This window comes from Acetobacter lambici (assembly GCF_011516885.1).
In the GTDB taxonomy this organism is placed as follows: domain Bacteria; phylum Pseudomonadota; class Alphaproteobacteria; order Acetobacterales; family Acetobacteraceae; genus Acetobacter; species Acetobacter lambici.
The window spans coordinates 279,947-295,063 of sequence record NZ_WOTD01000001.1; the positions used below are offsets into that span (position 1 = coordinate 279,947).

Consider the following 15,117-nt stretch of genomic DNA (forward strand, 5'->3'; position numbering starts at 1 on the left):
AACCAAGGGTATAGCCGGACCAATGCCTGAGCCCGGCAGGGAAAGGGAGTGTCAACCACACCCCGACCCGAAATGCAAGATATTTAGCAGCGCAGATGAGCCGGAATATCCAGACCAAGCCGGTCTGGCACATCCCATTCCTCCTCCACGCGCCGGATCACCTCAAACCCCATCTGCCTGTAGAGCGGCAGAGCGCGGGGATGATCCGCCGTACAGGTGTTGACCCGCACACTTTTTGGCCCGCAGGCCCATGCCCGGCGCAGAACCCCATCCAGAAAAGCCCGGCCTACCCCCTGCCCTATTGCCTCGGGCAGCAGGCCAAAATAGGCCAGATTAATATCCTGCGGGTCTGTCAGGTTCAGCTCATAAAACCCACGAATATGCCGGTGCTCACGCAACAGACCAACTTTTATGGGAGCGGTGGCCAGCAGGTGGGCCAATGCCTTGTCGGACAGGACCTGCCGCATCCACCAGCAGCAGTTACGCCCGACACCAAAATGCAGGCTCCGATACTGGGAGACGGACAGACGCACATCATCTTCAAACACCCATCCCCGCGGTAGTGCCAACGGAGGCATAACGGGTGGGCGGGCCATACGCATGAAGGTGACAAGCACCCTCATGCGCGTAACCGGCTGAAGAAAACCTAGATCAGTTATCATCCAGGAAGGAACGCAGCTTGCGGCTCCGGCTGGGGTGCTTGAGCTTACGCAGCGCCTTGGCCTCGATCTGACGAATACGCTCACGGGTAACGTTGAACTGCTGACCGACCTCTTCAAGCGTATGATCGGTGTTCATGCCAATACCAAAGCGCATGCGCAGCACACGCTCCTCACGCGGGGTAAGGGAAGCCAGAACCCGGGTCGTTGCTTCGCGCAGGTTGGTCTGGATTGCCGCATCGAGGGGGATAACCGCCGATTTATCCTCGATGAAGTCCCCAAGATGGCTGTCTTCCTCATCCCCGATCGGGGTTTCGAGAGAAATTGGCTCCTTGGCGATCTTGAGCACCTTACGCACTTTTTCCAAAGGCATCCCCAGCTTTTCAGCCAGTTCCTCCGGTGCAGGTTCCCGACCGATTTCATGCAGCATCTGGCGCGAGGTGCGCACCAGCTTGTTGATGGTCTCGATCATATGCACGGGAATACGGATGGTGCGGGCCTGATCCGCAATAGAGCGGGTAATGGCCTGCCTGATCCACCACGTGGCATAGGTGGAGAACTTGTAGCCACGGCGGTATTCAAATTTGTCCACCGCCTTCATCAGGCCGATATTGCCTTCCTGAATCAGGTCAAGGAACTGAAGACCACGGTTGGTATATTTTTTGGCAATGGAAATAACCAGCCGCAGATTGGCCTCGATCATTTCCTTTTTGGCACGTGCGGAATCGCGCTCGCCACGGGCGACCGTTGCATACACACGCCGGAACTCACCAATTGGCAGGCCGGTTTCCTGCGCCAGACCCGCCACATTGTTGCGCAGATCCACAACAGTTGGCGCGTGTTTGGCCACAAAGTTCTTCCATGACCGGCCCGGCAGGGCGGAGGCCATGTCCATCCAGCCCGGATCGAGTTCGCGGTCACGGTACTTCATCAAAAAATCATCGCGCGAGACGCGGCAGCTTTCCGCCAGACGCAGCATGCGCCCTTCCAGCACGTTCAGGCGCTGGAACATCTGCTTGAGCTGGGCCACCAGATCTTCGATCCGGTTGTTGTGCAGGTGGACCTGCTCAACCTTGCTGACCAGCTGGTCACGCAGTGCGATGTAATTATCCTCGAACGCACCATCCACATCTTCGCCAGATGTCAGGGCTTCAATCCGGTGGACCTGCAATTTACGCAGGGCCTCATACAGCGGTTCGATTTCAGCAAAATGGGCCAGAATTTCGGGCTTGAGCTTTTCTTCCAGCGCGGAAAGGGACAGGCCACTGCCTTCGCCCTCAATATCGCCTTCGGATTCGGTATCTGGCTCTTCCGTCTCTTCGGTCTCGGATTCGGCAAAGCCTTCTCCTTCAGCGCCCTCGGCCCCTTCTTCCATCGGGCCGCCGCTCTGCATGGCTTCAAGATCCACAATGTCACGCAGCAGCATTTCATTGTTACGGATTTTTTCATGCCACGAGATAATGGCGCGGAAGGTCAGCGGGCTTTCACACAGGCCGCCGATCATTTCGTCCCGGCCTGCCTCGATCCGCTTTGCAATGGCGATTTCGCCTTCGCGGGAGAGCAGTTCGACCGTGCCCATTTCGCGCAGATACATACGAACGGGGTCATCCGTACGACCCGCACTTTCGTTGACATTCCCTACAGCGGGGCTTTCTGCATCAGCTTCGGCTTCGGGCTCTTCCTCATCCGATTCTTCATCGTCTTCGGCAGGCTTCTGGGCTTCGCCTTCTTCGCTCTCTTCGCTTTCGACCACCTGAATGCCCATTTCGGACAGGACGGCCATAATGTCCTCGATCTGTTCGGAGGACATCTTATCCTGCGGCAGAACGGCATTCAGCTCATCAAACGTGATGCATCCCCGCTCGCGCCCTTTTGCGATCAGCTTTTTGACCGCGGATGACTGAGTATCCAACAGGCTGGAATCACCATCCTGTTCCTGCGCTGCGTTCGTTGATGCCGTTTTTGTCGCCATGCCAGACCTGCTCCTCCCCCCATCTGCATCCCGGACAGGATACAGAACGACCAGTTTACCACACTACACTGTTCACGTTATTCGGGGCGGGCAGGACGTGGGATATACTGAGCACGAAGTCAAGAGGAACACCCTCAGGAACATTCAGCATTTGCTCAGATATCCGCGTCATCCAGTCCGCCACGGCGCAGGCGCTCCATGGCCTCCAGCCGCGCCTGTAATCTCTGCCACTGGCTGGTATCTCCCGTTTTTTCGGAAAAAAAACGGGCCACATCGTCCGTAACCTCACGTATGAACTGGTCACGGTACAACAAGCCGTAAAAATGCCACCATCGTGTTCTGGCAGCAACAATCTCCACGTCCCCATGGCTCAGGCCTGTGCCATCAACACGCATGAGCGGCGCCAGAGTTGCCTCCTGCCCGTGCTCCTTCAGCCATACCTGCAGGTCATCCCCTGTTTGGGGCAGACGACCATCGGCCGACAAGTCCAGCAGCACACCACGCAATGGCGCAAAATCCACTGGTAAGTCAAGGCGGCACAGGGCTTCTTCCATTTCCGCCACCAGTTGCGGGTGCTCCACCAGCAGCAGCAGCATAAGCCGCTGCTGCTCACGCACCTGATCCATATCCACCGTGTGCGAATCCTGCACAGCACCCGGCGGAACAAAATTGGGCCTGCCCCCCTTATGCTGCTTCCCCCGCCCCTGCTGGCGGAAAGTCGCAAAAAAACGGTCAAACAGCGTTGCGCGGTATTCCGAGGCCAGAGCCTTGTCTGGAATAAGAGCGGCAACTTCGGCCAGCCTGCGCCGCAGGGCGGCCCGCTCCTCCGGCCCCGGACTGGTCACACCGCCCACCAGCAGGTCGAACAGTACGCTGGACAGGGGGGATGCCCCGGCAAAAAACTCGGCTACAAACGCAGCCCCCCGCTGGCGGACCAGACTGTCGGGGTCCTCCCCATCGGGCAGAAGGCAGATGCGGAGCGTGTGGTCGGGTGCGAGCAGAGGCAACCCGGTTTCTGCTGCCTTGACCGCAGCCCGCCTGCCTGCACCATCACCGTCAAAACACAATATGGGGGCGCGATCGACCTGCCACAACACTTCCAGTTGCTCAGGTGTGAGGGCCGTACCCAATGGGGCTACCGCCCCCGTAAAGCCCGCCTGATGCAGGGCTATGACATCCATATAGCCTTCCACCACAATCAGGTCCGGGGCTACCACACCCTTTGGTCTTGGCGCTCGCACGGCAGCGCGGGCGCGGTCCAGCCCGAACAGCAGCCTGCGCTTGGAAAAAAGCTGGGTTTCCGGCCCGTTCAGGTATTTGGGCTGCCCATCCCCCAGAATACGCCCCCCGAAGGAGACAAGCCGCCCCTTGCGGTCACGGATAGGGAACGTCACACGCCCCCAGAACAGCTCCCCTTTGGGCTGCCCATCCTCATCCACCCGCATCAGCCCGGCCTGCGCCATCTGCTCCGGTGTAATGCCCTGTGGGGCCAGCGCTTCCACCAACTGACCACGCCCCGCACTGGCCCAACCCAGACCAAATGCTGCTATGGTCTCACGCGTAAGACCACGCCCGAGCAGATAGTCCAGCCCGGCGCGGCCTTCGGGTTTGTACAGTGCTGCCGACCACACCGCCTGCGCGGCCTCCAGCACATCCTCCAAAGAGCGGACATGGGCCACCTGCTCACGCATGACGCGGGTGTCCTTTGGCACTTCCATGCCTGCGGCGGAGGACAGCTCTTCCACCGCCTCGGGGAAGTTTTTGCCCTCCATCTGCATGACAAAGGAGATCACATCTCCATGCACACCACAGCCAAAACAATGGAAGTGGTCGTCATACACATAGAACGAGGGCGTTTTTTCCCCGTGGAACGGGCAACAGCCTTTCCAGTTCCGGCCAGAACGCGCGAGTTTGACCCTGCGTCCAATTACGGACGTTATGGGGGTGCGCGCACGCAACTCATCCAGAAAGTTGGAATCAATGGCCATTTGGAGCTGCTGCCACCCTCAGCCTTAACCCAGCAGCGCCTTTACGGCGGCACTTGCGCGGCTCATATCCAGCACTGCACCAAACTTGCCTTTGAGCACACCCATGACCTTACCCATATCCTTCATGGATGCCGCACCCGTGGAAGCAATAGCTTCGGCCACGGCGGCATTCAGGGTTGCCTCATCCAGTTCTGGCGGCAGATAGCCACGGATTACGGCAATTTCCGCCTCTTCTTTGTCGGCCAGTTCCGGGCGACCGGCATCACGGTACAGGGTGGCGGATTCCGTGCGGGATTTGATCATGCCGCGCAGGGCGGACACGCCTTCATCCTCACTCAGCCCTTCATTGCCCTTTGCACGGCCTGCGATTTCCACATCCTTGAGCTTGGCCGTGACCATGCGAATGGTGGCAACACGTGCGCTTTCGCCTGCCTTCATTGCGGTTTTCAGATCTGCCATCAGGCTTTCACGAAGGGTCATGCTTCTTCTACGCTCCATATGTGTTTATAATCGCTGCGCACCATATCACCCGCCACGAAAAAAAGCTTTACGGGAAAAAACTTCCCAGCCTCCCGCAGGGTCAGCGCCTGCTGGTGGGAAATTTCTTCCCACCGGTTTGACATGCTGCTAAAAGAGCGCCCCGGGAGGAACCATTTTGCACATGCCCATGTCAATCGACTCCATTATAGCCCGCATTGGCGGAGCAGACGCCACGGCGCGGCTGACCGGCGTTGGCACCGAGGCCATTCGCAAATGGCGGCAGGCGCAGGCCATTCCCTCCCGCCATTGGACAGCCATTGCCCAGGCCACGGGTCTTTCCCTTCAGGACCTCCAGCCCGCACCCGCAGTTACAGACAGACCCTCCCCGCTTGCGGGAGGCAGCCAGACAGGATCATCCATGCCTCAAGCCCGCCCGGATGGCGCGACCGCCGCTCTTGTTCTCGCTGATGGCAGCGTATTGTGGGGGAAAGGCTTTGGTGCCTTCACACCCAAACCCGCCATTGGGGAAATCTGCTTTTCCACCGGCATGACCGGGTATCAGGAAACCCTGACCGACCCTTCCTTTGCCGGGCAGATCATCACCTTCACCTTCCCGCATATCGGCAACGTTGGCACGAATGCGGAGGATGACGAGGCCACGCGCCCCGCAGCTCTTGGGCTGGTGGTCAAGGAAGACCCGACCGAGCAGGCCAACTGGCGCGCGACCAGCAGTCTGGATGCGTGGCTCAAGCAGCACGGCACCCCCAGCATTGCCGGCGTGGACACCCGCAGCCTGACCCTGAAAATCCGCGATGGTGGCGCACAGACCGCAGCCCTCGTATTCCCCGCCGACGGCAAGTTTGATCTGGACGCCATTGCCGCCGCAGTTACCGCGTGGCCGGGGCTGGAGGGCATGGACCTTGCCAAGGAAGTCACCTGCACAGCACCCTATGAATGGTCCGAAGGTGTATGGTCGTGGCCTGCCAACACCGCAGCCCCCACAGGCAAACGCCGCAAGGTTGTCGCCGTGGATTACGGGGCCAAACGCAACATCCTGCGCTGCCTTGTCAGTGCCGGGTGCGACGTGACCGTGGTCCCCGCCACCACCACGGGCGAGCAGATACTGGCACTCAAACCCGAAGGTGTGTTCCTCTCCAACGGTCCGGGGGACCCTGCGGCCACCGCCACCTACGCCGTGCCCGCCATCCGCACCGTGCTGGAAGCTGGCATACCGCTGTTTGGCATCTGCCTCGGGCACCAGTTGCTTGCGCAAGCACTGGGGGCCAAGACCTACAAAATGGAACGCGGCCACCGGGGGGCTAACCAGCCCGTGCAGGACCTGGCAACCGGCAAGGTGGAAATTACCAGCCAGAACCACGGTTTTGCCGTAGATGCCAAAACCCTGCCCGAAAACGCGCATGTCACCCACGTCAGCCTGTTTGATGGCTCGAACGAAGGTCTGGCATCGGATAAATACGCAGCGTTTTCCGTGCAGTACCACCCCGAAGCAAGCCCCGGCCCGTCCGACAGTTTTTATCTGTTCGAACGCTTTGTCACCCTGATCGACACCAACGGCGTCAAGCACTAACAGGACCGAACGCATCATGCCCAAACGGACAGACATCCGCTCCATCCTCATCATCGGCGCCGGTCCCATTGTTATCGGTCAGGCGTGCGAGTTCGACTATTCCGGCGCGCAGGCCTGCAAGGCCCTGCGGGAGGAGGGTTACCGGGTTATTCTGGTCAACTCCAACCCCGCCACCATCATGACCGACCCCGGCCTTGCGGACGCCACCTATGTGGAGCCCATTACGCCAGAAGTGGTCGAGCGCATTATTCTCAAGGAAAAGCCCGACGCGGTCCTGCCAACCATGGGTGGGCAGACAGCGCTGAACACAGCCATGGCGCTGCATGCCTCGGGCTTTTTGGAAAAGCATAATGTTGAACTGATCGGCGCGAAAGCCGACGTGATCGACCGCGCAGAAGACCGGCAGAAGTTCCGCGAGGCCATGGACGCCATTGGCATTGAAAGCCCACGCAGCTTTATTGCCCACACACTAGCCGAAGCGCACGAAGCGCTCAAGCAGATCGGCTTCCCCACCATTATCCGCCCCTCCTTTACCATGGGTGGTTCGGGCGGCGGTATTGCCTATAACCGCGAGGAGTTCGAGCGGATCATCCTCTCGGGTCTGGACGCCTCGCCCACCACGGAAGTGCTGGTCGAAGAGTCCGTGCTGGGCTGGAAAGAGTATGAAATGGAAGTTGTGCGCGACACGGCGGACAACTGCATTATCATCTGCTCGATCGAAAACATCGACCCCATGGGCATCCATACGGGGGACTCCATTACAGTCGCGCCCGCCCTTACGCTGACCGACAAGGAATACCAGCGTATGCGCGATGCCTCGCTGGCATGCCTGCGCGCCATTGGGGTGGAAACGGGTGGTTCCAACGTGCAGTTCGGCATTAACCCCGCCGATGGCCGCATGGTTGTGATCGAGATGAACCCCCGTGTCTCGCGCTCATCCGCCCTTGCGTCCAAGGCTACGGGCTTCCCCATTGCCAAGGTCGCAGCCAAACTTGCGGTTGGCTACACGCTGGATGAGCTGAAAAACGACATCACGCGCACAACTCCGGCCTCCTTCGAGCCGACCATTGACTACGTTGTGGTCAAAATTCCGCGCTTTACGTTTGAAAAATTCCCCGGCGCTCCGGCTCTGCTCTCCACCTCCATGAAGTCGGTTGGTGAGGCCATGGCCATTGGCCGCTCCTTCCCCGAGGCACTCCAGAAGGGCCTGCGCTCGATGGAAACCGGCCTGCACGGGCTGGACCCGGTGGAAGCCCCCGGCGATGGTGGGGAAGACGCATTCCGCGCCGCCCTCTCCCAGCCCCGGCCCGAGCGTATTCTTATGGCCGCTCAGGCGCTGCGTGCAGGCCTGTCGGTTGAGGCCATTCATGAAGCCTGCAAGTTTGAGCCGTGGTTCCTGCGCGAGATGGAAAAAATCATCCGTGCCGAGCGCGAGGTCGAACACCACGGTCTGCCCAAGGACGCACAGAGCCTGCGCCGCCTGAAGGCCCTTGGCTTTTCAGACGTGCAACTCTCCCGCCTGTCGGGCACACAGCCCGAGGAAGTGGACGAGCTGCGCACAAAAGCGGGCGTAACACCGGTCTACCGCCGGATTGATACGTGCGCTGGCGAGTTTACCTCCGCAACACCGTACATGTATTCCAGCTACGAAGGGCATTTTGCCCCCCCGATCTGTGAATCCAACCCGACAGACCGCGAAAAGATCATTATCCTTGGGGGTGGTCCCAACCGCATTGGTCAGGGGATCGAGTTCGACTATTGCTGTGTTCATGCCGCCTACGCCCTGCGTGAGGCCGGGTATGAAACCATTATGGTCAACTGCAACCCCGAGACGGTCTCCACCGACTACGACACATCCGACCGTCTGTATTTTGAACCCCTTACGGCCGAGGACGTCATTGCCCTGATCCGTTGCGAACAGCGCAACGGCACGGTCAAGGGCTGCATTGTGCAGTATGGCGGACAGACCCCGCTCAAACTCTCCCGCGCACTGGAAGCGGCTGGCATTCCGCTGCTGGGCACACCAGCCGATGCCATTGACCGGGCAGAGGACCGCGAGCGCTTTCAGGCCATGTTGCACACACTTGGTCTGCGCCAGCCCGAAAACGGCATTGCCCGCAGCCCCGAGGAAGCCGAAGCTGTGGCCGAGCGCGTGGGCTACCCCGTAGTCGTGCGTCCGTCCTACGTGCTGGGTGGCCGGGCGATGGAAATTGTGTATGACCGCGCCTCCCTCCAGCGTTACATGCGTGACGTGCTGCGCGTTGCCGGGCACGAAATTTCCTCCGGCCCCATTCTGCTCGACCGCTACCTGAACGAAGCGATCGAAGCCGATGTGGACTGCATTGCCGATGGCACGGACGTGTACGTGGCAGGCGTTATGGAACACATTGAGGAAGCGGGCATTCACTCGGGCGACAGCGCCTGCGCACTGCCGCCCTATACCCTCTCCCCCGCCATTGTGACCGAGCTTAAGGCCCAGACCGAGGCCATGGCGCGTGAGCTTGGCATTGTGGGGCTGATGAACGTCCAATACGCGATCAAGGATCAGGAGATCTTTGTGCTGGAGGTCAATCCGCGTGCCTCGCGCACCGTGCCGTTCGTGGCCAAGGCAACGGGGGTTCCGGTTGCCAAGATTGGCGCACGGGTTATGGCGGGCAGCAAGCTGAGCGGCTTTAATCTGGACGACCGGGCCGTGGTGCCGCACGTGGCTGTCAAGGAGGCGGTGTTCCCCTTCAACCGCTTTGCCGAAGTGGACACCATTCTGGGGCCGGAAATGCGCTCCACGGGTGAGGTCATGGGGCTGGATACGTCCTTTGAGCGGGCCTTTGCCAAATCACAGCTTGGGGCTGGCGTGCGCCTGCCCATGAGTGGCACGGTGTTCCTGTCCGTGCGGGAGAGCGACAAACCGCAACTGCCCCCGCTGGGCCGCCTGCTGGCCTCCATGGGCTTTAAAATCGTGGCAACACGGGGCACGGCGCGCAAGCTGCGTGACTCCGGGATCGAGGTCAGTGTGGTCAACAAGGTGCTCGAAGGCCGCCCGCATTGCGTGGACGCCATTCGCTCGGGCGAAGTGCAGATGGTCATTAACACCGCACAGGGCGCACAGTCCGTGGCGGACAGTTTTGACATCCGCCGTTCCGCCCTTGTACTGGGCATTCCGCACTACACCACCATGGCGGGCGCACGCGCTGCAATCCACGCTATTGCGGCAATGCGCGAAGGACCGCTTGATGTTGCGCCACTTCAGTCATACTTTAGTGGTTCGTTCTGAGCGCACGGGGTAGCCGGACCGGCTGCCCCATCCGTTCCATGCCGGGCCAAACCCCACGAGTGTGAGGCGTCACCCGACGCGAATATTGATGTAACTACTGCGCCGGGCCGGCAGGTCCGGCAGCTTTTATTCTGGGGACACGTCTTGCAGAAAACTCCAATGACGGGCAAGGGCCTGCTACAGCTTGAAGATGAGCTGCGCAGGCTCCGGTCAGAAGAACGCCCGGCTGTTATCCGCGCCATTGCGGAAGCCCGCAGCCATGGCGACCTTTCGGAAAATGCTGAATACCATGCCGCGCGTGAGCGCCAGTCCTTTATTGAAGGACGCATTCAGGAACTGGAAGAACTGATCTCCACCGCCGAGGTGATCGAGCCTTCCTCCCTGTCTGGCAGCCATGTCAAATTTGGCGCGACCGTGTGCCTTGTTGACGAGGATACGGACAAGGAAATCACCTACCAGATCGTTGGCCTGCACGAGGCGGACATCAAACAGAGCAAAATTTCCATCTCATCCCCGCTCGCCAAGTCCCTTATAGGCAAGCAGGAAGGCGACACCGTGTCCGTGCCTGCTCCTGGTGGAGACCGGACTTACGAAATCCTGTCCGTCAAATTCATCTGACATGATCTCGTTCGAAGATGTCACCGCCGCGGCCGAGCGCATTCGTGGCAAGGTTATCCGCACGCCAACGCTGGCCTCGCACGCACTCTCCCGCGCGACGGGGGCGGACATTACGCTCAAGCTGGAAAACCTTCAGGCGGTCGGCTCCTTCAAGGAACGTGGGGCGGCCAACAAGCTGGCCCTGCTGACCCCGGAGGAACGCGCGCGCGGCGTAATAGCTGTATCCGCTGGCAATCACGCTCAGGGTGTTGCCCGCCACGCCAGCCTGCTGGGTATTGACGCGGTTATTGTCATGCCCAAATTCACCCCCGCGGGCAAAGTGGTGCGGACCCGCAACTGGGGTGCGCGCGTGGTGCTAGAAGGCGAGACCTTTGCCGAAGCCCTGATGTTCGCGCAGGACATGCAGGCCCGCGAGGGCCGGACCTTTGTCCATCCGTATGATGATGCCGCCGTTATGGCTGGCCAAGGCACCTGCGCGCTGGAACTGCTGGAAGACGCGGGCGATCTGGACATGCTGGTAGCCCCCATTGGCGGCGGTGGCCTGCTGGCGGGCTGTTCCATTGCCGCGCGCGCCATGCGCCCCAATATGGAACTGATTGGCGTGCAGGTTGAATCCTACGATTCCCTTTCCGCCTTCCCCGGCCCCGCCACACACCCCAATGGCGGTTCCACCATTGCCGAGGGCATTGCCGTACTCCAGATTGGCACACAGACGGATGAGGTCATACGCAAACAGGTCGACAAGGTTCTGGTTGTCTCCGAATGTGCGATTGAAAATGCCATTACCCTGCTGGCCGAAGGGGCAAAGCAGGTAAGCGAGGGCGCTGGGGCCGCAGCCCTTGCCGCCTTGCTGACCTACCCCGAACTGTTCCGAAGCAAAAAGGTCGCACTCCCCATTTCTGGCGGGAATATCGACAGCCGCATTCTGGCCAACACCCTCCTGCGCGCCATGCTGCGTGATGGCCGCATCCTGCGTCTGGTCATGGAAATTCCCGACCGGCCGGGTGTTCTGGCCGATATTTCCAAAACCATTGGGGAAGCAGGCGGCAACATTATAGAAGTGTCGCACCAGCGGCTTTTTGCAGCCCCATCCGTGCAGGCCGCCCAGTTGGAAGTCATGATCGAAGCGCGTGACCCTGAACACGCAGCCCTTATTACCAAAGCGCTTGGTCTGTCCTACATCGTGCGCAGGGCGTAAGGGCTCCTCCGCACTTTTGACCGCACGCAAAACGGGGTGGTGGAGCGCATTCCACCACCCCGTTTTTATGCCTCCTGCCCCCCTGCTCCGTGACCTCTTTATCTTCCCCGCGTTTTGGTGGCATTATTCACGCCATAACCAAAAAACATAAGAAGAGGTCCAACTCCATGCCATCCACCCATACCCCCCAAAAGCGCACCGCCATGCTGGTCATTCTTGACGGATTTGGCTGGCGGGAAGACTCGTCGGACAACGCCGTGCAATTGGCCAGAACGCCCAATTTTGACCGGCTGTGGCAGGCAAACCCGCACAGCTTTTTGCGCACAAGTGGCGAGGATGTGGGCCTGCCGGAAGGGCAGATGGGCAATTCGGAGGTCGGGCACCTCAATATCGGGGCGGGCCGGGTGGTCATGCAGGAACTGCCGCGTATTTTTGCCGCCATTGCAGATGGCTCTCTGGCGCGCAATCCGGCTTTGACCGATTTTATTGCAACGCTCAAAAAAACCGGGGGCACATGCCACCTTATGGGGCTTGTCTCCGCTGGGGGGGTCCATTCTCATCAGGACCACGCGGCAGCCCTTGCCCGTATTGTAAGTGACGCCGGAGTGCCTGTAGCACTCCACCTGTTTACTGACGGGCGCGACACGGCCCCCCGCTCGGCCGCAACCTACCTGCAACAGCTCCGCGCTGCACTGCCTGCCACAGTGCAGCTTGCCACCATTTCCGGCCGGTATTACGCCATGGACCGTGACAAACGCTGGGACCGGGTGGAAAAAGCCTACAACGCCCTGCTCAGTGCAACCGGCCCGCAGGCCGGAACACCAGAAGAGGTTGTCAGCGCTGCCTACGCGCAGGATGTATCGGACGAGTTCATCCTCCCCACTGTGCTGGATGGCTATACGGGCATGAAGGATGGAGACGGCATTCTCTCCTTCAACTTCCGTGCAGACCGCATCCGCCAGTTGATGGACGCATTGCTGGAGCCGGACTTTACTGGTTTTGCCCGCGGCAAGGTCGTGCATTTTGCCGCAGCCCTTGCCATGACCCATTACAGCGACGCTCTGGCAAACCGCATGACCGTTCTGTTCCCACCAGAGGAACTGACCAATCTGCTGGGTGAGGTGGTGGCGCAGGCCGGGCTACGCCAGCTCCGCATGGCGGAGACCGAAAAATACCCCCACGTCACCTACTTCATGAACGGTGGGCGCGAAAAACTGTTTGAAGGCGAAGACCGCATTCTGGTGCCTTCCCCCAAAGTGGCCACCTACGACCTGCAACCCGAAATGTCCGCCCCCGAACTGACCGACAAGGCGGTGGCCGCCATCAAGAGCGGGGAATACGACCTGATTGTCCTCAACTTTGCCAACCCGGACATGGTTGGCCATACCGGAGTGCTGGCCGCGGCCATTACAGCAGTGGAAACAGTGGATACCGGGCTGGGCCGCATTGCACACGCACTGGAGGAAGAAGGCGGCGTTCTGCTGGTTACTGCCGACCATGGCAACTGCGAAACCATGAAAGACCCGCAAACCGGTGGCCCACACACAGCGCACACGCTCAACCTTGTGCCCTTTATTGTAGCGGGCGCCAAAGCAGGCCAACTGCATGATGGCGGCAAACTGGCCGACCTTGCCCCGACCTTGCTGGATATTCTGCACCTGCCCAAACCAGCCGAAATGACAGGCCAGTCCCTGCTTGCGCACTGAATGACCAGCCCCCGGCCACCTTTTTGCACCCAAAGCCCATCTGCCAGAACGGGCAGAAAGCTGGCCGGGGCAGCAGCACTACTGCTGGGAGCAGGGATGCTCTGCCCTGCGCTGGCATGGAGTGCTGAGCACACAGGCACAACACACGCGGCCCGGACCCGGCAGGCAGGCTCCACCACCACACACAAAAAACGCCACACGCTCCAAACCGGCACACAAACCCCGGACGGATTGGCTGATACACACGCCACCACACATGGTAGGCAGGGCCATTCCGTCCTACAGGCACAGGAAGCCGTGGCTGCCGCCCGTGCGCAGCACAAAGCCATGGAAATGGAAAAAGCCCGGCAGGCCACAGCCATTGAAGCCTCGCGCGCAAAAAATGATGCCGCACAGGCCGCCGCCGCTCAGGCAAAAAATCAGGCTCTGGCCCTGTCCGCCGCAACCGTTGCCGCAACAAGCCAGTTGCATGATACGGAACAGCAGATATCCGATCTGAGCGAGCGCATTACCGCAATCCGGGATGAACAGAGGAGCCTGCAGGCGGCCTTAAGCACCAATGCCCGAGCCCTTGGCCCTATTCTGCCACTGGCCGAGCGCCTGTCGCTCTATCCGTCAGACACCCTGCTGGCGGCCCCCGTGCCACAGGGGGATGCGGTCACCGGTTTTTTGATCCTGCGTGGGCTGTCCCGGCAGATGGAAGTGCAGGCACAGGCCATGCGCACCCAGCAGGCACGTCTGAGCAGCGTGGATGAGGACCTCTCGGCCCAGTATGCCACACTCGCGGGGCTCAAGCAGAACCAGAGCCAGCAGCGCGATACGGTGCGCCAGCAGGCAGCCCTTGCCCGCATTGCCCAGCAACAGGCTAGCAAAATGGCGCAAAGTGCCGCACAGCAGTTGCTGGCGGCAACCCAGCGCGCCTCCAGCTTGCAGGACGCCATTGCTCGGCTGGACGCGCTGGAAGATACCGCCCGCGCCGCCTTGCAGCATGAGATTGCCGCTGCCGAACAGGCCCACCCGGCCGGACGGGTCCGCGCTGCCCGCCAGCAGGAAGCCACACTCAGCCGGAACGAAGGACCGGGGCTGGCCGAACGTGGCACGGGTGCTGGTGTGCAGCCCGTTGCGGGCAGGCTGGTTTCGGGCTGGGGGGTCGCCAGCGATTCTGGCCCCACAACGGGCCTGACCTACCGCACCCCTCCGGGGGCCAGCGTGCGCGCCCCCTGTTCTGGCAGCGTGGACTTTGCCGGGGCGTTCCGCAGCTACGGCCAGATGGTGATTTTGAACTGTGGCCGACACTACCGCTTTGTTCTTGCTGGACTTTCCGAGTTGAGCGTGGACACCGCACAGAGTTTGACAAAAGGCGCGCCACTGGGACACATGAGTGCAACAGGCAGTTCCGCCACACTTTTCATTCAGTTGCGTAACGGACAAAAAACCGTCAATCCCGCCCCCTTTCTGTAAAGAGTGAGGCGGGTTGCGCTCTCTGGCTGTTCCCCTTCGTTGCGGAACACGCTAGTCTTGGGCAATATGCCGCCATGCTCCGGCACGGCGCGCAACGCACCCGACCGTGGTTGGCGCGCGCATTTGAAAAGACAGGAAGAACAAGCGCACGGGCCAAAGCCCTGCGACAGGAGACA

At 60.5% G+C, this 15,117-nt stretch carries 10 protein-coding genes; 6 read left to right on the plus strand and 4 right to left on the minus strand.

The window, feature by feature from the left end:
• Positions 1-83: 83 nt before the first annotated feature.
• The 4 genes from GOB86_RS01330 to GOB86_RS01345 all read right to left on the minus strand — a co-directional run bounded on the left by GOB86_RS01330 (position 84) and on the right by GOB86_RS01345 (position 5,099).
• Entirely contained in the window at positions 84-662 is a 579-nt protein-coding gene (locus tag GOB86_RS01330; RefSeq protein WP_165990584.1) for a GNAT family N-acetyltransferase, read from the minus strand.
• Entirely contained in the window at positions 652-2,631 is a 1,980-nt protein-coding gene (gene rpoD, locus GOB86_RS01335) for an RNA polymerase sigma factor RpoD (RefSeq protein ID WP_165990585.1), read from the minus strand. Before rpoD ends, GOB86_RS01330 begins: the two co-directional genes overlap by 11 nt.
• A 155-nt stretch (positions 2,632-2,786) precedes the next feature.
• Entirely contained in the window at positions 2,787-4,619 is a 1,833-nt protein-coding gene (gene dnaG / locus GOB86_RS01340) for a DNA primase (RefSeq protein WP_165990586.1), read from the minus strand.
• Between the two features lie 24 nt (positions 4,620-4,643).
• Positions 4,644-5,099, minus strand: coding sequence for a GatB/YqeY domain-containing protein (locus GOB86_RS01345; RefSeq protein WP_165990587.1), 456 nt, complete (start codon positions 5,097-5,099; stop codon positions 4,644-4,646).
• A gap of 181 nt (positions 5,100-5,280) precedes the next feature.
• Between GOB86_RS01345 and carA the strand changes: the two genes are divergently transcribed.
• The 6 genes from carA to GOB86_RS01375 all read left to right on the plus strand — a co-directional run bounded on the left by carA (position 5,281) and on the right by GOB86_RS01375 (position 14,941).
• On the plus strand, positions 5,281-6,687 hold the full coding sequence (gene carA, locus GOB86_RS01350; protein WP_165990588.1) for a glutamine-hydrolyzing carbamoyl-phosphate synthase small subunit: 1,407 nt from the start codon (positions 5,281-5,283) through the stop codon (positions 6,685-6,687).
• A 16-nt stretch (positions 6,688-6,703) separates the two neighbouring features.
• Positions 6,704-9,958, plus strand: coding sequence for a carbamoyl-phosphate synthase large subunit (gene carB, locus GOB86_RS01355; RefSeq protein ID WP_165990589.1), 3,255 nt, complete (start codon positions 6,704-6,706; stop codon positions 9,956-9,958).
• 144 nt (positions 9,959-10,102) lie between these two features.
• Positions 10,103-10,576, plus strand: coding sequence for a transcription elongation factor GreA (gene greA, locus GOB86_RS01360; RefSeq protein WP_165990590.1), 474 nt, complete (start codon positions 10,103-10,105; stop codon positions 10,574-10,576).
• Position 10,577: 1 nt separating this feature from the next.
• A complete protein-coding gene (locus GOB86_RS01365) occupies positions 10,578-11,774 on the plus strand; it encodes a threonine ammonia-lyase (protein WP_165990591.1) in 1,197 nt (398 codons plus the stop codon).
• 167 nt (positions 11,775-11,941) lie between these two features.
• The gene (gene gpmI, locus GOB86_RS01370; protein ID WP_194301006.1) at positions 11,942-13,480 is read left to right on the plus strand and encodes a 2,3-bisphosphoglycerate-independent phosphoglycerate mutase; all 1,539 of its coding nucleotides are present in this window, start codon (positions 11,942-11,944) and stop codon (positions 13,478-13,480) included.
• A complete protein-coding gene (locus GOB86_RS01375) occupies positions 13,481-14,941 on the plus strand; it encodes a murein hydrolase activator EnvC family protein (protein ID WP_165990592.1) in 1,461 nt (486 codons plus the stop codon). It abuts the gene before it with no gap.
• Positions 14,942-15,117 lie beyond the last annotated feature (176 nt).

What these genes read in the sequence shown, in the direction of transcription:
- GOB86_RS01345 (WP_165990587.1), bottom strand. Translation starts at nt 5,099, where the DNA reads ATGACCCTTCGTGAAAGCCTGATGGCAGATCTGAAAACCGCAATGAAG.
- carA (WP_165990588.1), top strand. Translation starts at nt 5,281, where the DNA reads ATGCCCATGTCAATCGACTCCATTATAGCCCGCATTGGCGGAGCAGAC.
- dnaG (WP_165990586.1), bottom strand. Translation starts at nt 4,619, where the DNA reads ATGGCCATTGATTCCAACTTTCTGGATGAGTTGCGTGCGCGCACCCCC.
- rpoD (WP_165990585.1), bottom strand. Translation starts at nt 2,631, where the DNA reads ATGGCGACAAAAACGGCATCAACGAACGCAGCGCAGGAACAGGATGGT.
- GOB86_RS01365 (WP_165990591.1), top strand. Translation starts at nt 10,578, where the DNA reads ATGATCTCGTTCGAAGATGTCACCGCCGCGGCCGAGCGCATTCGTGGC.
- gpmI (WP_194301006.1), top strand. Translation starts at nt 11,942, where the DNA reads ATGCCATCCACCCATACCCCCCAAAAGCGCACCGCCATGCTGGTCATT.
- GOB86_RS01330 (WP_165990584.1), bottom strand. Translation starts at nt 662, where the DNA reads ATGATAACTGATCTAGGTTTTCTTCAGCCGGTTACGCGCATGAGGGTG.
- GOB86_RS01375 (WP_165990592.1), top strand. Translation starts at nt 13,481, where the DNA reads ATGACCAGCCCCCGGCCACCTTTTTGCACCCAAAGCCCATCTGCCAGA.
- carB (WP_165990589.1), top strand. Translation starts at nt 6,704, where the DNA reads ATGCCCAAACGGACAGACATCCGCTCCATCCTCATCATCGGCGCCGGT.